The sequence below is a fragment of the Pseudomonas abyssi genome, from assembly GCF_002307495.1.
In the GTDB taxonomy this organism is placed as follows: Bacteria; Pseudomonadota; Gammaproteobacteria; order Pseudomonadales; family Pseudomonadaceae; genus Halopseudomonas; species Halopseudomonas abyssi.
On the sequence record NZ_NTMR01000003.1, the window covers coordinates 99,473 to 121,366 of the forward strand.

Consider the following 21,894-nt stretch of genomic DNA (forward strand, 5'->3'; position numbering starts at 1 on the left):
TGTGCGCTTGATCGCTCGGGATGACACGGATCTATGTTGAAAATTGGTGGTTTTGTTGTAGTCATCGGCGCTGTGCTGGGTGGCTTTTTGCTGTCTGGTGGCAATATCGCTGCGCTGTGGCATCCCTTTGAGATCTTGATTATTGGTGGTGCGGCCTTCGGCGCCTTTCTGGTGGCCAACAGCGGCGCCGTGGTCAAGAAGGCCATGTCTGCCGGGCCGGCCATTCTGTTTGGTCATCGCTTCAACAAGGCGTTTTATCTGGATGTGCTGGGCGTGCTCTACGAGGTGCTGAACAAGAGTCGGCGCGAGGGCATGATGGCCATTGAGGTTGACGTCGAGTCGCCGGCTGAAAGCCCCATCTTCAGCAAGTATCCAGCGATTCTCAAAGACACCCACATGACCGAGTTCATCTGCGACTATCTGCGCATCATGTCCTCGGGCAACATGGCGCCACACGAGCTGGAAGCGCTGTTTGATGTCGAAATCTCGGCCTTGAGCGAAGAGCTGCAGGAGCCGTCCCATGCGGTGACGCGGGTTGCCGACGCCCTGCCGGGCTTCGGTATCGTGGCCGCCGTGCTCGGCATTGTCATCACCATGGGGATTTTGGGGGACGCCGAGAAGGCCGAGATTGGTGAGAAGGTCGCCACTGCGCTGGTCGGTACCTTCCTCGGTATTCTCGCCGCTTACGGCTTTGTTGGCCCCTTTGCTACGGCCATGGGGCATGTGGCCCATGAGGAGGCCAATACCTACGAGGCGATCAAGATGACGCTGGTCGCCAGTGCACAGGGCCTGCCGCCCGCGCTGGCGGTTGAGTTTGGTCGCAAGTCCCTGTTGCCGGAGCATCGTCCGAGCTTCAACGAGCTGGAAGACTCGGTCAAGGGACGCTAAACGGTGGACAATAACCAACCTATTATCGTCAAGCGGGTGACCCGCAAGGACCACGGGCATCATGGTGGTTCCTGGAAAATCGCCTTTGCCGACTTTGCCGTGGCGATGATGGCCTTCTTTCTGGTCATGTGGCTGATCACGGTTGCGACACCCGAGCAGCTGCGCAGTATTTCCGGCTACTTCAACGACCCCATCGGCTTCAACGAAGGGGGCAGCCCCTGGGCGATTGATTTGGGCGGCTCCCCTGAAGTGGCCCCGCAGACCACCCTGAATCAGACGCCGCAGGAAACCGGGCAGCAGGAGGTCAGCGAGGATAGTGCGCGTGAGCTGGCTGATCAGGCCGAGCGCCGCGATATGGAAATGCTGCTGCAGGAGTTGCAGAACCAGATCGACAGTGAGCCGGTGTTGCAGCGCTTCAAGGATCAGATTCTGATCGAAATCACCCAGGATGGGCTGCGCATCCAGATTGTCGACGCCGAGAACCGCCCCATGTTCGCCAGCGGCAGCGCCCAGCTGCAGCCGTATTTCGAGGAAATCCTGTTGTCGCTGAGCGACACCATTGCCAAGGTCAAGAAAAAGATCAGTGTCAGCGGCCACACCGACGGACAGCCCTACGCCGGGCGTCGCGGTTATGGCAACTGGGAGCTGTCCAGTGATCGTGCCAACGCCGCCCGCCGCACGCTGCTGGCGGCGGGCTATCCGGAGGAACAGGTAGCCCGAGTGGTGGGTTATGCCGATTCGGCGTTGTTTGATCGGGAGGATCCGCTCAGTCCGATCAATCGACGCATCGATATCGTGGTGCTCAATCGTCAGGCCGAGGAGCAGATTCGCGAGGGCGCTGACAGTGCTGCGCCAGCGGTGGCGCCGGAAACGCTGGACGTTCAGCCGCCGGTGATCGAGCTGCCGGAGCCGGACGCGGCTCCGGTGCCTTCGGCGCCAGAAGCTCAGACTGCGGACCCCGCGGCGGCCGCACCGGCTGCCAATGGGCAGCGCCGATTGAACCTGTTTGACAACGCCGAGCAGCTACGCGGACTGGATCAGTAGCTGTCTGAGCCGTCGTCCAGCGTCGAGAGGATATGGCGGTAGCTGGCCATACGCACGGCCGATATGTCTCCGCGCTCCACCGCTTGCAGCAGCGCGCAGCCGGGTTCGTGCAGATGCTGGCAGTCGCGAAAGCGGCAAAGGCCAAGCAGCGGGCGAAACTCGATAAAGCCTTCAAGCAGCTCGTCGTGACTGATATGCGTCAGGCCGAACTCGCGGATGCCGGGCGAGTCGATCAGGTCGCCGCCGTCAGGAAAATGAAACAGCCTGGCCGTGGTGGTGGTGTGAGTGCCCTTGCCGGTGCTCTCCGACAGGGCGCCGACGCGCAGATCCTGCCCGGGCAGCAGGGCATTGATCAGCGACGACTTGCCAACCCCGGACTGGCCGACAAAGACGCTGGTGTGGTCTCGCAGTTCGCCGCGCAGCTGGTCCAGTCCGTCACCTTCTCCCGCCGACAGCAGCAGCGTGTGATACCCGAGGCGAGCGTAGTCTTCCAGCCATTGCAGCAGCTCTGCTGCACCTGCGCTGCCTGGCAGCAGGTCAGACTTGTTCATTACCAGCAGTGGTTCCAGCCCGGCCTGCTCGGCGGCCACCAAGTAGCGGTCGATCAGGTTGGTATAGGGGGTGGGTAGCGGGGCAAAAACGATGATCAGCCGGTCTACATTGGCTGCTACCGGCTTCAACTGGCCGCGCTGGTCTGGACGGCACAGTTCGGTTTGGCGCGGCTGTTGAGCAACGATAACGCCACTTTGCTGATTGTCGGCGCGCCAGACGACCTGATCGCCGGTCACCAGCGCCGGCAGGTTGGCACGGCGATAGCAACGCCGAATCTGACCTGCCAGTTCGCCGCTGGTGGCTTCCACGTCGACCTGTACGCCAAAGTGGGCGATCACCAGGCCGGGCTGCTCTGGGCCCAGGTCGCCGCCTTCCAGGCTCTCTTCGGCTTTTTCGGCGCGCCGCTCTGCGCGCGCAGCGCGCTCGTCCTGAATCTTCTGAATGCGCCAATTCTGGCGGCGGGTGAGGTGTCGTTTGGCCATGGGCTCGGAGTCTGAATAATCGGCGGCAGTTTAGCAGTTATACTGCAGCCAATGCGCGTTTCGCGCTGCCAACTCTCATGCAGGAGCTCCCATGCAACACCCTGACAACCTGATCTGGATCGACCTGGAAATGACCGGCCTGGATCCGGACAACGATGTGATCATCGAAATCGCCACCATTGTGACCGACGCCGAGCTCAATGTGCTGGCTGAAGGCCCAAGTCTGGCGGTCAAGCAGCCGGATGCGCTGCTCGATGGCATGGATGAGTGGAACACCCGCCAGCACGGCCAGTCCGGCCTGACCCAGCGCGTGCGCGATAGCCAGATCAGTGCGGCAGAGGCTGAGCGTCAGACCATCGCCTTTCTTGCCGATTGGGTGCCGGCGGGCAAATCGCCCATGTGTGGCAATAGCATCTGTCAGGATCGGCGCTTTCTCTATCGCGGCATGCCGGCGCTGGAAAAGTACTTCCACTACCGCAACCTGGATGTCTCGACTCTGAAAGAGCTGGCCTCACGCTGGGCGCCTGAGGTCAAGAACGGCTTCAAGAAGCAAAGCAGTCACCTGGCGATGGATGACATTCGTGACTCGATCGCCGAGTTGCAGCACTACCGCGAGCACTTCATCAAGTATTGATGCCGTGCTGCGCGAGCGCCCAGTCCACATGCTCGCGCACCAGCGCTGAGGGGTGCGTCTGGCGCAGCTTCAGGGCTTCTATCACGTTGATGCTGCTGGTTGCATTACCCAGGCCAATGGCCAGGTTGCGCAGCCAGCGTTCATGGCCAATCCGCCTGACAGGTGAGCCCTCGGTGCGCTTGAGGAAGGTGGCTTCATCCCAGCGAAACAGCTCCACCAGGCTGGCTTGATCCAGATTGTGCCGAGGCGTGAAGTCCGCTTCTTCGGTCGCTTTGGCAAACCGGTTCCAGGGACAGACCAGCTGGCAGTCATCGCAGCCGAACACCCGGTTGCCCATTGGCTTGCGCAGTGCTTCGGGTATCGCGCCCTTGAGTTCGATGGTCAGGTAGGAGATGCAGCGGCGTGCGTCCAGCAGGTGCGGGCCGACAAAGGCGTCGGTCGGGCAGGCGGTCAGGCAGGCGGTGCATTTGCCGCAATGCTCGGTTTGTTGCGGGGCGTCGATCGGTAGCGGCAGGTCCGTGTATAGCTCACCCAGAAAGAAATAGCTGCCAGCCTTGCGGTTGATCAGCATGGTGTTCTTGCCGATCCAGCCGAGTCCTGAGCGGGTGGCGAGTGCGCGTTCCATGACCGGTGCGCTGTCGACAAAGGCGCGGTAGCCGAAGGGGCCGATCAACTGCTCGATACGTTCGGCCAGTTGTTGCAGGCGGCGCCGGATCAGCTTGTGGTAGTCGCGCCCCAGGGCGTAGCGCGAGATATAGGCGGCATCGGGATTGGCCAGGCGCTTGGCCATCTCGGTCTCGGTCGGCAAGTAGTCCATCCGCACCGAGAGCACTCGCTGCGTACCGGGCACCAGTTCGTTCGGGCGGGTACGCTTGCTGCCGTGGCTGGCCATCCACTCCATCTCGCCATGGTAGCCAGCATCAAGCCAGTGTTGCAGGTGCTGTTCGTGTTCGCCCAGCTCTGCCGCGCCGATACCCAGCTGCTGAAAGCCCAGTTCGCGCGCCAGTTGGCGAATCTGCTCGGCTAGCTGCTGATAATCTGGTGTTTGGGAGGTCATGGCGGCTGGGGTTGGTTGACAGGCTTCCCTATAATTGTGCCAGACCTCAAGGGAGCCTAGCCATGCTCGCATCATTACCTCCTGTGCTTTATTCCCGCGACCAGACCCGGGCGCTGGACGCGACGCTGATCGCTGGCGGCCTTGCCGGGCTGGAGTTGATGCAGCGCGCCGCCTCGGCGGCCTGGAGCGCGGTGCAGCAGCGCTGGTCGCGGCATGACGGCATGACAGTACTCTGTGGTGCCGGAAATAACGCGGGCGATGGCTACCTGCTGGCGTGTCTGGCGCAGGCTGCTGGCTGGCAGGTGTCGATCCTCACACTGTCTGCACCGGAGCGCCTGCAGGGAGATGCGGCACTGGCCTGGCAACAGGCCCGGGACGCGGGTGTTGATATCGCGCCTTGGCAGGCCGGCAGCGAGCTGACCGGCGTGCTGGTCGACGCCATGCTGGGCACCGGTCTGCAGGGAGCTGTGCGGCCTGGCTATGGTGCGGCGATCGAGGCGTTGAACCGCTCCGGTTGTCCGGTGCTGGCGCTGGATGTCCCCAGTGGCCTCGATGCTGACTGCGGTGTGCCGTTGGGCGCTGTAGTGCAGGCCACGGCGACGGTGACCTTTATCAGCGTCAAACCGGGCCTGCTGACCGGGCAGGGGCCCGATTGCTGCGGTGAGCTGCTTTTTGCGCCTTTGGTCGAGTCCCTGCCGGACAGTGTCGCGGCGACCATGGAGCTCTTGCTGCCAGAGCGCTGGCGGAGCTGCCTTGCTCCGCGTGCCCGGTCTGCCCACAAGGGGCGCTATGGGCACTTGGTGCTGGTGGGCGGTGGCCCCGGCATGGGGGGCGCGATCATGCTGGCGGCTGAGGCTGCACTGCACTCGGGCGCGGGCAAAATCAGTGTGGCGACCGCGCCCGAGCATGTTGCGCCGCTGCTGGCGCGACATCCGGAGATCATGGTGCACGGTCTGGCCGATGCGGCTGAGCTGGGGGGCTTGCTGCAGCACGCTGATGCCTTGGTGGTGGGGCCGGGCCTAGGCCGCTCGGCCTGGGCCCAGCAGTGTCTGGCAGCCTGTATTGCGGCGGACCTGCCGCGCGTGTTCGATGCCGATGCGCTGAATCTGCTCGCGCGTATGCCCCGCCCGCCGGCGCTGGGCGCTCGCTCGATAGTGACGCCGCATCCGACCGAAGCCGCGCGCGTGCTGGGCTGCGCCACGGCAGATGTCTCGCAGGATCGCTTGCAGACGACCCTGCGCCTGGTGGAGCTGCTCGATTGTCACGCGGTGCTCAAGGGGGCGGGCTCGCTGGTCGCCAGTCCGGTGTCGGCAGGGCTGTTGCCGGCCTTGTGCAGTGCGGGCAACCCGGGCATGGCGGTGGGGGGGATGGGCGATGTGCTGTCAGGCTTGCTGGGCGCGTTGTTGGCGCAGCGCGTTCCCGCCGCGCAGGCGGCGCGGTATGCTGTGCTGGTGCATGCACAGGCCGGTGATCATCTGGCGCGCCGAGTGGGTGAAGTCGGGCTGATGGCGAGCGAGATGGCGCCAGTGATACGCGGCGTCTTGAATCAACGGGGAGTGGTATGAAGCTGGAATTACTGGCCAATGGCGAAGACGCCATGGTCGAGCTGGGTGCGCAGATTGCAACGGCGCTAGAGGGGCGGGGTGTCGTCTATCTGGAAGGCAACCTGGGTATGGGCAAGACCACGCTCAGTCGCGGCATTGTTCGCTCTTTCGGGCACACAGGGGCGGTCAAGAGCCCTACCTACACGCTGGTTGAACCCTACGAGCTCGGACCGGTCAATGTATATCATTTTGATCTGTATCGACTGGCCAGTCCCGAAGAATTGGAGTTTCTGGGTGTGCGCGACTACTTCGATGGCGACAACCTGTGCCTGGTAGAGTGGCCAGAGAAGGGGGCGGGCGCTTTGCCAAGGCCTGATCTGACGATTACCATTGACGCCGTGGGAGCCGGGCGGCGTCTGACGCTGACCGCAGGCAGTGCCCACGGCCAGGCGACCTGCCAACGGATACAACAATTGCGGAGTGAAGGCTAGCGTGAATCGCATGACCGGGGGAAAGCGCCGGCTACCGCTGTTGGGGGCGGTGGTGCTCTTTGGCCTGCTGGCCCAATGGGCGCAGGCGGCAGATATCAAGAGTGTGCGTCTGTGGCGTGCGCCGGACAACACGCGGCTGGTGTTTGATCTGAGTGGGCCTGCCGAGCATACGCTGTTTACCCTGTCCAACCCCGAACGTATTGTCATCGACATCAGTAATGCCCGGTTGACCGCAAACACCAGTGGCTTGGAGCTGGACAATACCCCGCTCACCGGCTTGCGATCGGCGCCGCGTGACGGCGGTGACCTGCGTGTGGTGCTGGACCTGTCCACGGCGGTGAACCCCAAGAGCTTTGTGCTGTCGCCCAACCAGCAGTATGGTGACCGGCTGGTCGTCGATCTTTTCGACCAGAGCCCTCGCCGGGCTGGCAGCCTGCCGACGCCGAGTGAGCCCTCTGCCTCCCCGTTACCGCAAACACCTACCCGCTCAGCCAGCGAAGCTGGGGACCGTGACGTCATCATCGCCATCGATGCGGGGCATGGCGGAGAGGATCCTGGTGCCATCGGCCATGGCGGCGCGCGTGAAAAGGACGTTGTGCTGGCGATATCGCGCGACCTGAAGCGCCTGATTGACGCCGAGCCGGGCTTCCGAGCCGAGCTGGTGCGCACCGGCGATTACTTCATTCCATTGCGTCGGCGCACCGAGATTGCGCGTCAGCACAATGCGGACCTGTTTGTTTCCATCCATGCCGATGCCTTTACCCGTGCCAGCGCCAACGGCGCGTCGGTCTTCGCCTTGTCCGATCGCGGCGCTACCTCCGAAACCGCGCGCTTGCTGGCCGACCGGGAAAACCGCTCGGACCTGATTGGCGGCGTTGGTGGTGTCAGCCTGGACAACAAGGATCAGGTACTGGCCAGCGTGTTGCTGGATCTGTCGATGACGGCGACCTTGTCGGCCAGTCTGGACGTCGGGCAGCAGGTCTTGTCGTCGGTTGGACAAATTAATCGTTTGCACAAGTCCCGTGTGGAGCAGGCCGGTTTTATGGTGCTGAAGTCACCGGATATTCCCTCGATCCTGGTGGAAACCGGGTTTATCTCCAATCCGGGAGAGGCGCGTAAGCTGGTTACCCGGGATCACCAGCAATCCATGGCGCGTGCCATCTTTACTGGCGTAAAAGGGTATTTTCATCGCAACCCGCCGCCTGGTACCCGTGTGGCTGCCATGAAGGCCGAGGGTCGCCTGGCGCAGGGCCCCCGCGAGCATACGGTGCGTCGGGGCGACAGCCTGTCCGCCATTGCCAATATCTATCAGGTGTCGCTGGCCAGCCTGCGCGATGCCAATGACCTTTCCTCCGACCGGATTCGTGTTGGCCAGGTGCTCAAGGTGCCGGCCGGCAGTGTGCTGGTCCAGAACGAACGCTGATATGTCTCGTATTCAACTGCTTAGTCCGCGTCTGGCCAACCAGATCGCGGCAGGGGAGGTCGTTGAGCGACCTGCCTCGGTAATCAAGGAACTGCTGGAAAACAGCCTCGATGCGGGCGCCAGGCGGATCGATATCGACGTGGAGCAGGCGGGCGTCAAGCTGCTGCGCGTGCGTGACGACGGCTCGGGAATCGAACAGGATGACCTCCCGCTGGCCCTGTCGCGCCATGCCACCAGCAAGATTCGCGATCTGGATGATCTGGAGGCCGTGGCTACGCTGGGCTTCCGTGGCGAAGCGCTGGCATCGGTCAGCTCGGTTTCGCGGCTGACCCTGACTTCCTGCCCCGAGGGGGCGGACCAGGCCTGGCAGGTCGAAACCGAGGGGCGCGATATGGCGCCCAGCGTGCGCCCTGCCGCGCACCCGCGGGGCACGACTGTCGAGGTGCGGGACCTGTTTTTCAATACGCCGGCGCGGCGCAAGTTCCTGCGCACCGAGAAAACCGAATTCAGTCACCTGGAAGAAGTGGTCAAGCGGCTGGCTCTTTCGCGCTTCGACGTGGCATTCAACCTGCGGCATAACGGCCGTCCGGTGCTGGGGCTGCCGCCGGCGCAGACCGAGCAGGAGGCGCGCCGCCGGGTTGCCAGCGTCTGTGGCCCGGCCTTTGTTGAACAGTCACGGCAAATTGACAGCGAACGCAGCGGCTTGCGCCTGTGGGGCTGGGTCGGGCTGCCAACCTTCTCGCGCAGCCAGGCGGACCTGCAGTATTTCTTCGTTAATGGACGCATGATCAAGGACAAGCTGGTCGCGCACGCCGTTCGTCAGGCGTATCGCGACGTGCTGTTCAACGGCCGCCATCCGACCTTTGTGTTATTTATGGAGCTGGACCCGGCGGTGGTCGATGTGAATGTGCATCCGACCAAGCATGAAGTGCGCTTCCGTGATGGGCGGATGGTGCACGACTTTCTGTTCAGTACGCTCTATCGCGCCTTGGCTGACCAGCGGCCCGGTGACCAGGCTGAGGGTGACGAGGCGCCAGCTCCGGGGGCGCAGCCGGTCAGCCAGCCGACCGTATCCGGGCTGGATGCCGGCGTCTTTTCCGGTCAGCAACGCATGGCGCTGAACGAGGCGCCAGCAACCTGGAATGCACCGTCTCCAAGTGCCTATGTGCCGCCAGCCGCGCCGCCCGCCGGGGCGGCGGCAGCCTACGCGGGACTTTATGGTAGCGGCGGCGCGTCAGCGCCAAGCCTGCCGGCAGCAGTTGAAGGGGAGGGTGTGCCTCCGCTGGGCTATGCCGTCGCCCAATTGCATGGGGTCTACATTCTGGCTGAAAACGCCGCCGGCATGGTCATTGTCGACATGCATGCCGCTCATGAGCGGATTACCTACGAGCGCTTGAAGCAGGCGATGGACCAGGAAGGGCTGCGCAGTCAGCCGCTGCTGGTGCCGGCCAGCATGGCCGTGAGTCAGCGCGAAGCCGACTGTGCGGACGAACATGCCGCCTGGTTTCAGAAGCTGGGCATGTCGCTGCAGCGCATGGGGCCGGAAACCCTGGCGATTCGCGAAGTGCCCTCGCTGTTGCGACAGGCTGACGCCGAGCCGCTGGTGCGGGATGTGCTGAGTGATCTGCTGGAATATGGCAGCAGTGACCGTATCCAGGCGCACCTCAACGAATTGCTGGCAACCATGGCGTGCCACGGCTCGGTGCGAGCCAATCGTCGCCTGACTCTGGCGGAAATGAACGCGCTGCTGCGTGATATGGAGCACACCGAGCGCAGTGGCCAGTGTAACCATGGGCGTCCGACCTGGACCCAGCTGAGCATGACCGAGCTCGACAAGCTGTTTCTGCGGGGGCGCTGATGGCTTCAGTCTCCGCTACGTCAGGGCTGCCGCCGCTGGTCTGTCTGATGGGGCCGACCGCCTCGGGCAAAACGGATTTGGCCATGTATCTGTACGACCAGTTTCCCTGTGAACTGGTCAGCGTCGATTCGGTGCTGGTGTACCGTGGCATGGATATCGGGTCGGCCAAGCCTGATGTGCAAACGCTGCAGCGCTATCCGCATCATCTGATCGATATCCTCGACCCGGCCGAGCCCTACTCGGCAGCGCGGTTTCGCGATGATGCTCTGGCATTGATACGGGACATCACGGCGCGTGGCCGTGTGCCGCTGCTGGTGGGGGGCACCATGCTGTATTTCAAGGCGCTGGCGGGCGGTCTGGCAAGCATGCCGTCGACCGACCCGGTGGTGCGTGCGCGCATTGACGCCATGGCGCAGGAGCAGGGCTGGCCAGCGGTGCACGCGGCGTTGGCGCAGGTTGATCCGGTCTCGGCTGAACGCATTCACCGCAATGATCCGCAGCGTATTTCCCGTGCCTATGAGGTATTTCTCGGCAGCGGGATTACACTGACTCAATGGCATGAGCGTCAGCACGCAGAAAAAGCCGCGGATCAGACGCCCGGTGGCGGTGTTTTACCTTATACTGTGCGTTATCTGGCGGTTGCTCCGCAGGAGCGCTCGGTACTGCATGAACGAATTGCCGAACGTTTTTCGCTGATGTTGCAACAAGGGCTGATTTCCGAGGTCGAAGCTCTGCACGCGCGTGGCGATCTGGACGTCAGCATGCCCTCGATCCGGGCGGTCGGTTATCGACAAGTCTGGGATTATCTCGAAGGGCAGCTGAGTTACGAGCAGATGCACGAGCGAGGTGTCATCGCAACGCGCCAGTTAGCCAAGCGTCAGTTTACCTGGTTGCGTGGCTGGAATGAGCCGATTGAGTGGCTTGACAGTCTCGACCCGAAAAGATTCGAGCGGGCCTTGAAAGTGCTGCAGACGGCCTCATTATGAGGCTTCGACGCTTCTGCAAGCTGTGCTTGTGCAGTAACGGTGCCTGCTCGTCTTTTGGATAATGGACAGGCCGGCCGATTCGCATTCAAATAATGCTCAAAAATATACGGTTTCCATAAAAGGAGTGAGGCAATGTCAAAAGGGCATTCACTACAAGACCCTTACCTGAACGTTCTGCGTAAGGAACGCGTTCCGGTATCCATCTATCTGGTCAACGGCATCAAGCTGCAGGGGCAGATCGAATCTTTCGACCAGTTTGTCATTTTGCTGAAGAATACTGTCAGCCAGATGGTCTACAAGCATGCTATTTCCACTGTTGTTCCCGGTCGCCCCGTGCGTCTGCCGACACAGCCTGGTGCTGACGAGGCCGAGGCCGGCAATCCCTGATGATGCAGGAGGCCTGATTGTTTTTTGAGCGCCATGAAGGGGGTGAACGTGCGATTCTTGTTCACCTCGAAGGTCTGGACGAGCAGCGCCAGGAAGATCCGCAGGAATTTATCGAACTGGTACGGTCTGCCGGCGCTGAAAATGCAGGTTTCCTGACCATTTCCCGCCATCAGCCCACCCCGCGTTTTCTTATCGGTAGCGGTAAGGTCGACGAGCTGCGGGCGCTGGTCAAGGCCAGCGAAGGTGAGCTGGTCATCTTCAATCACACCCTGACCCCCAGCCAGGAGCGCAATCTCGAGCGCGAACTGGAGTGCCGGGTCATTGACCGTACCGGTCTGATTCTGGATATCTTCGCCCAGCGTGCGCGTACCCACGAGGGTAAGCTGCAGGTGGAGCTGGCTCAGCTCGACCATCTCAGCACGCGTCTGGTGCGTGGCTGGACCCACCTTGAGCGTCAGAAGGGCGGGATTGGTCTGCGCGGCCCGGGTGAGACCCAGTTGGAGACCGACCGTCGCCTTCTGCGCGTGCGTATCAAGCAGATTACCAAGCGGCTGGAGAAGGTGCGCAGTCAGCGTGATCAGGCGCGCCGCGCCCGGCGCCGGGCGGAAATCCCGGTGGTGTCGCTGGTGGGTTATACCAACGCGGGCAAGTCGACGTTATTCAACACGCTGACGGTCTCCGAGGTTTACGCGGCAGATCAGTTGTTCGCTACCCTTGATCCGACGCTGCGGCGCATCGATCTGGCCGATATTGGGCCGGTGATCCTCGCCGACACGGTGGGTTTTATTCGCCATTTGCCGCACAAACTGGTCGAGGCGTTCCGTGCCACGCTGGAGGAGTCCAGTCAGGCTGATCTGCTGCTGCATGTGATCGATGCCGCCGACGAGGAGCGTGAATCCAATGTCGATCAGGTACATCACGTGCTCGGTGAGATCGGCGCGCTCGAGTTGCCGATGCTCGAGGTGTACAACAAAATCGACCTGATTGACGGTTTTGAACCGCAGATCCAGCGTGACGAAGAGGGTGTGGCGGTGCGCGTCTGGATTTCGGCTCGCCAGGGTCGCGGGCTGGACCTGCTGGCCCAGGCCGTTTCCGAGCGACTGGGCGATGATATCGTGCAGGAGCGGATCCAGCTGGACTATGCCGAGGCGCGTTTGCGCGCCCAGTTCTACGCCGCCGGTGCGGTGGTGGGAGAGCAGATTGGCGACGATGGCCGGCAGCAGCTGGAGGTGCGCCTGCAGCGCAGCGATTTCAATCGGCTGCTCAAGCGCGAAGGCTGGCAGCCGGAGCAGTTTCTGCAGCAACATACTTTGCAATGAAAGCAGGGGAGGCCAGTTCGCGTCCTCTGTCAGGTTTACGGTAGGATTGCACCCTGTTTCGGGTCGTCGCGGCCCGGGCTTTGATTGGTTACAGACAACGGAGAACGCTATGGCCTGGAATGAGCCTGGTGGCGGCAACAATTCTAACGACCAGGATCCCTGGGGCAGTGGCGGCGGCGGTGGCAATCGCGGCGGCAAGCAGGGTCCGCCGGACCTGGATGAGGCGCTGCGCAAGCTGCAGGACAGCCTGAATAACCTGTTCGGCTCGGGCAAGCGTAACAACCGCAATGGCGGGTCGGCTGGTAACGGCGGCAGTGCCGGTATTCCGGGCTGGCTCTGGGCGCTGGGCCTGGTTGTCATCCTCGGTTTCTGGGTGTTCAAGGCCGTGTATATGGTCAATGAGCAGGAACAGGCAGTGATTCTGCGCTTTGGTGAGTACCACCGCACTGTGGGGCCGGGTCTGCATTTGTACTTCCCGCCGGTCGAGAAGAAGTTCCAGCGTAACGTGACGCAGGTGCGCTCTTATCGCCAGCAGGGTCAGATGCTGACAGAAGACGAGAACATCGTTGAGGTGCCGGTCGCGATTCAGTACCGCATTTCCAATCTCGAGAACTTTGTGCTCAAGGTGGAAGACCCGGAGACCAGTCTGCGTCATGCCACCGAGAGCGCTGTGCGCCACGTCGTGGGTTCCACGCCGATGCACCAGGTGCTGACAGAAGGGCGTGAGCAGATGGCGGTTGAGGTAACCGAGCGTCTGCAGCGCTATCTGGACAGCTACAACACCGGTATCACGGTGACCCAGGTGAATATCGAGAACGCCCAGGCACCGGCCGAGGTACAGGACGCGTTTGACGACGTTATCCGTGCCAAGGAAGACGAAGTGCGTGCGCGTAACCAGGCCGAAGCCTACGCCAATGGCGTGATTCCTGAGGCGCGCGGTCGTGCCCAGCGGATGCTGGAGGAAGCCAACGGTTACCGGGATGAAGTGGTGGCGCGGGCCGAGGGTGAAGCCAGACGCTTCGACCTGCTGCTGGAACAGTATGTGTTGGCGCCCGAGGTACTGCGCGAGCGCATGTACATCGATGCCATGCAGAGTGTGCTGAGCAGCACCAGCAAGGTGCTGGTGTCTGGCGGCGAGGGCAGCAATAACCTGCTGTATCTGCCGCTCGACAAACTGATGAGTCAAAGTGGTGGCGGGTCGTCCAGTGGCTCCTCCGCCGGCCTGCCGCCGGTTGTGCAGAGTGATTCGTCCGCCCGTACGCCTGCTTCGCAGCAGCGTGATCTGCGCTCCAGGGAGTCCCGCTGATGAGTAACAAGTCACTGTTTGGATTGATAGTGCTGCTGGCCGCGGTCATCGTTGGCTGGAACAGCTTCTTCGTGGTCGCCCAGACCGAGCGGGCGATTGTGCTGCAGTTCGGAAAGGTGGTGGAGAATGATGTGCCGCCGGGGCTGCACTTCAAGCTACCCTTCGTGCAGGAAGCGCAAGCCTTTGATGGCCGTCTGCTGACGCTGGATACCGCGACCCAGCGTTATCTGACGTTGGAGAAGAAGGCGCTGATGGTGGATTCCTACGCCAAGTGGCGCATCGCTGATGTGCAGCGCTTCTACACCGCGACCTCGGGCCTGCGCGCCATTGCCGAAGAGCGTCTGTCGCGCCAGCTGGAGTCCGGTCTGCGCAACGAGGTGGCTCGTCGTACCCTGCATGAGGTGGTGTCTGGTGAGCGCGATCAGCTGATGGCTGATATCACGGCCACGCTGGATGAAAATGCCCGTCGCGAGCTGGGTATCGAGGTGGTGGATGTCCGGGTCAAGGCGATTGACCTGCCGGCCGAGGTAAATCGCAGCGTATTTGATCGCATGAGTACCGAGCGTGAGCGCGAAGCGCGCGAGCACCGCGCCAAGGGTGCCGAGCTCGCTGAGGGGATTCGCGCCGATGCCGACCGCCAGCAGCGCGTAATCATTGCCGAGGCGTTCCGTGAGTCCGAGAAGATTCGGGGTGATGGCGATGCGCAGGCGGCGGCGATCTACGCTGAGGCCTACAACAAGGACCCGGAGTTCTACTCCTTCTCGCGCAGCCTGCAGGCCTACCGCGAGAGCTTTGCCAACAAGTCCGACATGCTGGTGCTGGACCCGGAAAGCGAGTTCTTCAAGTACATGCAGGCTGATCCGCTGCAACGCTGAGTGCCTTGGCACTGAAAGACGGGCTGCCCTTGGGTGGCCCGTTTTGCTGTCTGGGCTGGTGATGGGCGGCTGCGGATTTGCGCAGGTGCCGACTGCGCAAAACGTGGTACACTTGCGCAGCCGGGGAAATCCCGGCTTTTTTGTGACCGGTCCACGCTGCTTGATGCGCTGGCAGAGGTGGTGCTGACGGGGGCGGGCATGTTGCAGGAAATCTTGACGGCACTCTGTCTGGTGCTGGTGATCGAGGGCATACTGCCTTTTCTGATGCCGGCGCGCTGGCAGCGTATGCTTGGCGGTATCGCCGAGCTAGGTGTGCGTCAGATAAGGCTGGCAGGTCTTGCCAGTATGTTGATCGGCACCTTGTGCCTGTATCTGGTTCGCTAGGTGTCTGAGCGTCACGCCGAGGCTCGGCACCCTGTATGAAAGGTTTAAAAAATGCCTAGTGTAGATCGCTGGCTGTTGCCTGACGGCATCGACGAAGTGCTGCCCCGTGAGGCGGTACGTATTGAAACAGCTCGTCGACAGCTGCTGGATCTGTTCTCCCGCTGGGGGTATGACCTGGTTATCACCCCGCACATCGAATACCTCGAATCGTTGCTCACTGGCGCTGGCCATGACCTCGAACTGCAAACCTTCAAGATGATCGATCAGCTGTCCGGGCGCATGCTCGGTCTGCGCGCCGATATCACGCCGCAGGTTGCGCGTATTGATGCGCATACCCTGGGGGCCGAGGGGCCATCGCGTCTCTGTTACTGCGGTAGCGTGCTGCATACGCGTCCACGGGCGTTGTCGACCTCGCGCAGCCTGATCCAGCTGGGTGCCGAGTTGTATGGCGATGCCTCCAGTGCCAGTGATATTGAAGTCATCTCCCTGATGCTCGAAACCTTGGCGTTGTGCCGGGTGGAAGGAGTGCATCTGGATATCGGGCACGTTGGCATCTATCGCGGTCTGATTCAGGCGGCCGGGGTGGATGAGTCGACCGAGAGTGCCTTGTTTGATGCTCTGCAGCGCAAGGCCGCTGACGAGGTGGCTGAGCTGGCGGGTTCGCTGGAGCAGGCCTCGCTGGGGGCCATGTTGTGCAGTCTGGTCGAGCTGTCCGGTGGTGTTGAGGTGCTTGATCGTGCCCATGCGCTGCTCGACGGTGCGCCTGAATCGGTCATGGCGGCGCTGGACGATCTGGCCGAGGTGGCACAGGTGCTGGCGCGCAACTACCCTGATGTGCCGCTGTATTTCGACCTGGGTGAATTGCGTGGCTACCATTACCACACGGGCGTGGTCTTTGCCGCCTTTGTGCCGGGGCTTGGCCAGAGTGTCGCTCAGGGCGGTCGTTATGATGACATCGGCAGCGACTTCGGCCGCGCTCGTCCGGCTACCGGTTTCTCGACTGATCTGCGTTTTCTGGTGCAGCGGGGGCAGATCGTCGGTGCCGATCAGGCCTCGGCTATCTGGGCGCCCTACAGTGCAGAAGCCGGTTTGCAGCAGGCCGTGGCTGAGCAGCGCGCGGCGGGGCAGCGCGTGATTGTAGCGTTGCCTGGGCAGGCGGATAGTGAAGCGGTGACGCATGGTTGCGATCGTGTGTTGACCTGGCGTGACGGCCGTTGGCAGGTCGTTGAACTGAATTCGTGATTAGACGGCCGTAAGGCCATTTCAATTCTAGTGAGGCATGGGCTGAACATGGGTAAGAATGTTGTCATCCTGGGGACCCAGTGGGGCGATGAGGGTAAGGGCAAGATCGTTGACCTGCTGACCGATCAGGTCGCGGCGGTAGTGCGTTATCAGGGCGGCCACAACGCCGGCCACACGCTGGTGATCGATGGTGAGAAGACCGTGCTTCACCTGATCCCGTCCGGGATTCTGCGTGACAACGTCCAGTGCTTCATCGGTAACGGCGTGGTGTTGTCGCCCGAAGCGCTGCTGAAGGAGTTGACCGAGCTGGAAAGCAAGGGTGTTCCGGTGCGCGAGCGTCTGCGTATCAGCCCGGCTTGTCCGTTGATCCTGCCTTATCACGTTGCGCTGGATCAGGCCCGCGAGCTGGCCCGTGGCGAGGCCAAGATCGGTACCACCGGTCGCGGTATCGGTCCGGCCTATGAAGACAAGGTGTCGCGTCGCGGTCTGCGCGTGGCTGACCTGTTCCATCGCGAGCGCTTTGCCGCCAAGCTGGGCGAGGTGCTGGATTACCACAACTTCGCCCTGCAGTATTACTACAAGGTTGAGCCGATCGACTTCCAGAAGACGCTGGATGAGGCGATGGAGTATGCCGAGTGGCTGGCGCCGTTGATGACGGATGTCACTGCGCGACTGCATGAGCTACGCCGCGAAGGCGCCAATATCATGTTTGAGGGGGCTCAGGGTTCGCTGCTGGATATCGACCACGGTACCTATCCCTTCGTAACCAGCTCCAACACCACGGCTGGGGGTACTGCCACCGGGTCTGGCTTTGGTCCGCTGTATCTGGACTATGTGCTGGGTATCACCAAGGCCTATACCACCCGTGTTGGCTCCGGTCCTTTCCCGACGGAGCTGTTCGATGAGGTGGGTAGTCGTCTGGCTGAGCGTGGCCACGAGTTCGGCTCCACCACTGGCCGTGCGCGTCGCTGTGGCTGGTTTGACGCCGTCATCCTGCGCCGGGCAATCGAGATCAACAGCATCAGTGGTCTGTGTCTGACCAAGCTGGACGTGCTGGACGGTCTGGATGTGATCCGCATCTGTGTCGGTTACCGCAACGCCCAGGGTGATGTCATTGAGGCGCCGACCGATGCTGATAGCTACATTGGTCTTGAGCCGGTGTACGAGGATATGCCGGGCTGGCAGGAATCCACGCTGGGCGTGAAGACCCTGGAAGGTCTGCCGGCCAATGCTCAGGCTTACATCCGTCGCATCGAGGAACTGGTGGGTGCGCCCATTGATATTATCTCCACTGGCCCGGATCGTAATGAAACAGTGATTCTGCGTCAGATATTCCAGGCCTGAAGGTCGATCGAGAAGGCGCTCTGAAGGGCGCCTTTTTTATTTGCGAGTTTCGCTGGCATGTCGCTCGACGCTGGAAGGAAGGGTGAGGTTTTAAAGCGATAGACATAAAAAAACCGAGCGCTTGGCTCGGTTCTTTTACGAAATTGGTGCCCAGGAGAAGACTCGAACTTCCACGACCGTAAGGTCACTAGCACCTGAAGCTAGCGTGTCTACCAATTTCACCACCTGGGCGATTTCTTGAAGCTGAAAAAACCGAGCGTTGCTCGGTTTTTTCTGAATTGGTGCCCAGGAGAAGACTCGAACTTCCACGGCCGTAAGGCCACTAGCACCTGAAGCTAGCGTGTCTACCAATTTCACCACCTGGGCATGTCATCTGAAGCTGCTATGCTGAACCGGGGTCCACTACGATAGCCGTTTCCTGTTGACGGCGCGAATCTTAGATAGTCGTGGCGTACTTGTAAACCCCTGACGTAAAAAAAATTATCCCGCAAACAGGTGCATGTGGCATTGATTTTCGGTTCAATAGGGGCCTATGACGAAAAAGACCAAATCCCCCGGTGCGACCTCTCGGTCGGACCACCCCAACACTTCCCACAATTCCGCTGTGTCGTCTGACTGGAGTCAGATGGATCCTGAGGCGCGGCGCGAAGCAGAGAAGTATGACAATCCCATCCCCAGTCGCGAGCTGATTCTGCAGTTGCTGGAGAATCGTGGTGCGCCCGCAACGCGTGCCCAGCTGCAGCAGGAGTTCGGCCTGCAGGACGAAGAGAGTATCGAGGCGTTGCGCCGCCGTCTGCGCGCCATGGAGCGCGATGGTCAGGTCATCTATACGCGTCGCGGCGCCTATGCGCCAGTGGACAAGCTGGACCTGATTCCCGGACGGGTGCAGGGGCACCGTGACGGCTTCGGCTTCCTGGTGCCTGATGATGGCGGCGAAGACCTGTTTCTTGGTCCCTCGCAGATGCGTTTGGTATTTGATGGTGATCGCGCGCTGGGGCGTGTTACCGGTGTAGATCGCCGCGGTCGCAGCGAGGGCGCCATTGTCGAGGTGATCGCCCGCGCCCACGAGATCCTGGTTGGCCGCTATTACGAGGAAAATGGCATCGGCTTTGTGGTCGCTGACAACGCCCGTATCCAGCACGATGTACTGATTGCTCCGAATGCCAAAGGCGGTGTCAAGCACGGCCAGTACGCTGAAGTGCGCATCACCCATTGGCCGACCATGAATCGTCAAGCCCAGGGCGAGGTGATTGAAGTGGTTGGCGACTACATGGCGCCGGGCATGGAAATCGAAGTGGCGCTGCGCAGCTATGATATTCCCAGCGAGTGGCCCGAGGCGGTTGCCAAGGAGGCGAGTCGCCTGAAGGATCACGTGGTCGAGAAGGACAAGCTCAAGCGTGTCGACCTGCGCCACCTGCCACTGGTCACCATTGACGGTGAAGACGCCCGCGACTTTGACGACGCGCTCTACTGTGAGCCGCACAAGGCCAGCGGCTGGCGGCTGTTCTCCGGTGGCTGGAAGCTCTACGTTGCCATTGCTGACGTGTCGCACTACGTGCCGGTTGGCTCGGCACTGGACGAAGAGGCCGAGTTGCGCGGCACCTCGGTGTACTTCCCCAGTGAAGTGATTCCCATGCTGCCGGAGGCGCTGTCCAACGGGCTGTGCTCGCTGAATCCGCATGTTGATCGTCTGGCGATGATCTGTGAGATGACCATCTCCAAGACCGGCGAGCTGACAGACTTCGAATTCTACGAGGGTGTGATCCACTCGCATGCGCGCCTGACCTATAACAAGGTCTCCAGCATGCTGGAGCACCCGCGTAGTCGCGAGGGTAAAGCCTTGCGTGATGAGTACAACGAAGTGCTGCCGCACCTGGAGCACTTGTATGAGTTGTACAAGGCGCTGGCCAAAGCGCGTCAGGGCCGGGGCGCCATCGATTTCGAAACAACCGAAACGCGCATGGTATTCGGTGATGATCGCAAGATCATCGAGATCAAGCCGACAACGCGTAACGATGCGCACAAGATCGTTGAAGAATGCATGCTCTGCGCGAACGTTGCGACCGCACGCTTCCTGCAGGAGTTGGAGCTGCCGGGCCTGTATCGCGTGCACGATGGGCCGCAGGCTGAAAAAGTTGAGCGGCTGCGTGAGTTTCTCAACTCCCAGGGCCTGAGCCTGACGCGCAAGAAAGGCGTGCCGACGCCGGAAGACTATGCTGCGGTACTGGCCAAGGTTCAGGGGCGGCCTGATGCCCAGCTGATCCAGACGGTCATGCTGCGCTCGCTCAGTCAGGCGGTCTACAGCCCGGACAATGCAGGGCATTTTGGCCTCAACTACGAGGCGTACACGCACTTTACCTCGCCGATCCGTCGCTACCCCGATTTGCTGGTGCACCGAGCGATCCGCAGTGTAATTCGCTCGCGTCGCAAAACGGATCTGGTGCGCCGGGCCGGTGCTGGCGTGATGCCGAAGGGGCGTATTTATCCCTACGACCACCAGCGCCTGGCTGAGCTGGGCGAGCAGTGCTCGCAGCATGAGCGCCGCGCAGATGAAGCGACCCGTGATGTGGTCAGCTGGCTCAAGTGCGAGTTTATGCAGGACAAGGTGGGTGAGAGCTTTGATGGCCTGGTCACGGCTGCTACCAGCTTTGGTCTGTTTATCGAGCTGACGGATATCTACGTTGAGGGCTTGCTGCATGTGACGGCGCTGCCGGCGGACTACTACGTGTTTGATGCGGTGCATCACGCGCTGGTTGGTGAGCGCTCAGGCAGGCGTTTCCGTCTTGGCGATCCGGTGCGCGTGCAGGTGGCTCGGGTGGATCTGGATGACCGCAAGATCGACTTCGAAATGGCGGCCGATGCGCCGCCGCCGGCCGCAGAGCGTCAGGTGTCGGCCAGCCGGGCCATGCGTGAAAAGCTGCTGGCCGATGCCCGCCGTGCTGCGGGTGAGACGGAGTCGCGCGGCAAGGGTCGCTCCGGCGCCGGCGCGGGGAAGGCGCCGGCGGGCAAGGGTAAGGGCAAGTCGGCCAAGCCGGCCGGTGCTGCCAAGCCCGCAGGCAAGAAACCTGCCGGTGATAACCGCAGCCCACGCAAGCGCAAGGCCCGTTGAGCATGAGTGATCTGGAGCGGGTGTTTGGTTTGCACGCGGTGCAGGCTTTGGTCGAACGACATCCCAAGCGCATCAAGCGACTATTGCTGCAGGCTGGACGGTTGAATGAGCGGCAGCAGGCGGTACTGGCCTCGGCTGAACAGCAGGGCATTGCTGTTCAGCGGGTGGCTGGTGACGAGCTGGATGCCCAGGCCGAGGGCGTGCATCAGGGTGTGGTGGCGGAGGTCTCGCCGAGCCAGTTGTGGTCAGAGGAGATGCTTGGGCATCTGCTGGACCGGCTCGAGGGTACGCCTTTGCTGCTGGTGCTGGACGGTGTGACCGATCCGCACAATCTGGGCGCCTGTCTGCGCAGTGCCGATGCCGCTGGAGCGCACGCGGTGATCGTGCCGCGTGATCGCTCGGCCAGTCTGAATCCTACGGTACGCAAGGTGGCCTGTGGTGCCGCGGAAACCGTGCCGCTGGTGGCGGTGACCAACCTCAGTCGTACCCTCAAGCAGCTCAAGCAGCGCGGGCTCTGGGTGGTCGGCACGGCGGGGGAGGCGGAGCAGCTTATCTACGACGTCGACTTTACCGTGCCGTCGATCATTATCATGGGGGCCGAGGGCGCTGGTATGCGGCGTCTGACTCGCGAGCATTGCGACTACCTGGCCAAGCTGCCCATGGCTGGCAGCGTCAGCAGTCTCAACGTATCGGTGGCAACCGGTATTTGCCTGTTCGAAGCGGTACGCCAGCGCGCGGCATCGAGCTGACCTGGATGCCGACGGTACCGAGGGCGCCGTCGGTGTAACTTAACCGTTGCAGGGTAACTCGCCTCACGCCCAAACTATTGGCTTCCAGCTTCCAGCTTCCAGCTTCCAGCTTCCAGCTTCCAGCTTCCAGCTTCCAGCTTCCAGTCCAGGCTTTACCTGCCTCCGGTCTGCTGCTGGCATTTCCCTTGCAAGCCGAGCGGCGCTTCACTAGAATGGCCGC

General features: G+C 61.8%; 19 protein-coding genes and 2 tRNA genes. 17 read left to right on the forward strand and 4 right to left on the reverse strand.

The genetic code is table 11. From position 1 onward, the window contains the following. Positions 1-33: 33 nt before the first annotated feature. Positions 34-888: a flagellar motor stator protein MotA gene (gene motA / locus CNQ84_RS02895; RefSeq protein ID WP_096003427.1), complete on the forward strand. Its 855-nt coding sequence runs from the start codon at positions 34-36 to the stop codon at positions 886-888. A 3-nt stretch (positions 889-891) separates the two neighbouring features. Beyond that, a complete protein-coding gene (gene motB / locus CNQ84_RS02900; RefSeq protein ID WP_096003428.1) occupies positions 892-1,932 on the forward strand; it encodes a flagellar motor protein MotB in 1,041 nt (346 codons plus the stop codon). Here motB and rsgA read toward each other — a convergent pair. Beyond that, entirely contained in the window at positions 1,926-2,966 is a 1,041-nt protein-coding gene (gene rsgA, locus CNQ84_RS02905) for a small ribosomal subunit biogenesis GTPase RsgA (RefSeq protein WP_096003429.1), read from the reverse strand. The genes motB and rsgA overlap by 7 nt on opposite strands. A 91-nt stretch (positions 2,967-3,057) precedes the next feature. On the opposite strand from rsgA, the gene orn reads away from it, so the two are divergent. Next, positions 3,058-3,600, forward strand: a complete 543-nt coding sequence (gene orn / locus CNQ84_RS02910; RefSeq protein ID WP_096003430.1) for an oligoribonuclease — start codon at positions 3,058-3,060, stop codon at positions 3,598-3,600. Here orn and queG read toward each other — a convergent pair. After that, positions 3,590-4,657 (reverse strand): tRNA epoxyqueuosine(34) reductase QueG, encoded by a 1,068-nt coding sequence (gene queG, locus CNQ84_RS02915; RefSeq protein WP_096003431.1) that lies wholly within the window; start codon positions 4,655-4,657, stop codon positions 3,590-3,592. The two genes, orn and queG, sit on opposite strands and share 11 nt — an antisense overlap. 62 nt (positions 4,658-4,719) lie before the next feature. On the opposite strand from queG, the gene CNQ84_RS02920 reads away from it, so the two are divergent. The 12 genes from CNQ84_RS02920 to CNQ84_RS02975 all read left to right on the forward strand — a co-directional run bounded on the left by CNQ84_RS02920 (position 4,720) and on the right by CNQ84_RS02975 (position 17,816). Next, positions 4,720-6,222 carry an NAD(P)H-hydrate dehydratase gene (locus tag CNQ84_RS02920; RefSeq protein ID WP_096003432.1) on the forward strand — a complete coding sequence of 501 codons (1,503 nt, stop codon included), beginning with the start codon at positions 4,720-4,722 and terminating at the stop codon, positions 6,220-6,222. Further along, complete coding sequence (gene tsaE / locus CNQ84_RS02925; RefSeq protein ID WP_096003433.1) at positions 6,219-6,692, forward strand: tRNA (adenosine(37)-N6)-threonylcarbamoyltransferase complex ATPase subunit type 1 TsaE; 474 nt, start codon at positions 6,219-6,221, stop codon at positions 6,690-6,692. Before CNQ84_RS02920 ends, tsaE begins: the two co-directional genes overlap by 4 nt. Before the next feature lie 10 nt (positions 6,693-6,702). After that, positions 6,703-8,115 carry an N-acetylmuramoyl-L-alanine amidase gene (locus tag CNQ84_RS02930; RefSeq protein ID WP_096003737.1) on the forward strand — a complete coding sequence of 471 codons (1,413 nt, stop codon included), beginning with the start codon at positions 6,703-6,705 and terminating at the stop codon, positions 8,113-8,115. 1 nt (position 8,116) lies between these two features. Further along, complete coding sequence (gene mutL, locus CNQ84_RS02935) at positions 8,117-9,973, forward strand: DNA mismatch repair endonuclease MutL (RefSeq protein ID WP_096003434.1); 1,857 nt, start codon at positions 8,117-8,119, stop codon at positions 9,971-9,973. Beyond that, positions 9,973-10,959 (forward strand): tRNA (adenosine(37)-N6)-dimethylallyltransferase MiaA, encoded by a 987-nt coding sequence (miaA, locus tag CNQ84_RS02940; protein ID WP_096003435.1) that lies wholly within the window; start codon positions 9,973-9,975, stop codon positions 10,957-10,959. The genes mutL and miaA overlap by 1 nt, the downstream gene beginning before the upstream one ends. 132 nt (positions 10,960-11,091) lie before the next feature. Continuing rightward, complete coding sequence (gene hfq, locus CNQ84_RS02945) at positions 11,092-11,346, forward strand: RNA chaperone Hfq (RefSeq protein ID WP_083728692.1); 255 nt, start codon at positions 11,092-11,094, stop codon at positions 11,344-11,346. 17 nt (positions 11,347-11,363) lie between these two features. Further along, positions 11,364-12,665, forward strand: coding sequence for a ribosome rescue GTPase HflX (gene hflX, locus CNQ84_RS02950; protein WP_096003436.1), 1,302 nt, complete (start codon positions 11,364-11,366; stop codon positions 12,663-12,665). 109 nt (positions 12,666-12,774) lie between these two features. Beyond that, positions 12,775-13,971: an FtsH protease activity modulator HflK gene (hflK, locus tag CNQ84_RS02955; RefSeq protein ID WP_096003437.1), complete on the forward strand. Its 1,197-nt coding sequence runs from the start codon at positions 12,775-12,777 to the stop codon at positions 13,969-13,971. Continuing rightward, entirely contained in the window at positions 13,971-14,846 is an 876-nt protein-coding gene (gene hflC, locus CNQ84_RS02960) for a protease modulator HflC (protein ID WP_096003438.1), read from the forward strand. Before hflK ends, hflC begins: the two co-directional genes overlap by 1 nt. Positions 14,847-15,044: 198 nt before the next feature. After that, complete coding sequence (locus tag CNQ84_RS02965) at positions 15,045-15,230, forward strand: DUF2065 domain-containing protein (protein ID WP_065335783.1); 186 nt, start codon at positions 15,045-15,047, stop codon at positions 15,228-15,230. A 51-nt stretch (positions 15,231-15,281) separates the two neighbouring features. Further along, a complete protein-coding gene (locus CNQ84_RS02970; protein ID WP_096003439.1) occupies positions 15,282-16,472 on the forward strand; it encodes an ATP phosphoribosyltransferase regulatory subunit in 1,191 nt (396 codons plus the stop codon). 48 nt (positions 16,473-16,520) lie between these two features. Then, positions 16,521-17,816: an adenylosuccinate synthase gene (locus CNQ84_RS02975; RefSeq protein WP_096003440.1), complete on the forward strand. Its 1,296-nt coding sequence runs from the start codon at positions 16,521-16,523 to the stop codon at positions 17,814-17,816. A gap of 144 nt (positions 17,817-17,960) precedes the next feature. On the opposite strand, the gene CNQ84_RS02980 is transcribed toward CNQ84_RS02975, so the two are convergent. Both CNQ84_RS02980 and CNQ84_RS02985 read right to left on the reverse strand, forming a co-directional pair. Further along, a tRNA-Leu gene (locus tag CNQ84_RS02980) sits at positions 17,961-18,047 on the reverse strand. A 48-nt stretch (positions 18,048-18,095) separates the two neighbouring features. Further along, positions 18,096-18,182 (reverse strand) — tRNA-Leu (locus CNQ84_RS02985). Between the two features lie 259 nt (positions 18,183-18,441). Here CNQ84_RS02985 and rnr point away from each other — a divergent pair. Together rnr and rlmB are read left to right on the forward strand one after the other, a co-directional pair. After that, positions 18,442-20,925, forward strand: coding sequence for a ribonuclease R (gene rnr, locus CNQ84_RS02990; protein WP_245841218.1), 2,484 nt, complete (start codon positions 18,442-18,444; stop codon positions 20,923-20,925). A gap of 2 nt (positions 20,926-20,927) precedes the next feature. Further along, positions 20,928-21,674 carry a 23S rRNA (guanosine(2251)-2'-O)-methyltransferase RlmB gene (gene rlmB, locus CNQ84_RS02995; protein ID WP_096003442.1) on the forward strand — a complete coding sequence of 249 codons (747 nt, stop codon included), beginning with the start codon at positions 20,928-20,930 and terminating at the stop codon, positions 21,672-21,674. Positions 21,675-21,894 lie beyond the last annotated feature (220 nt).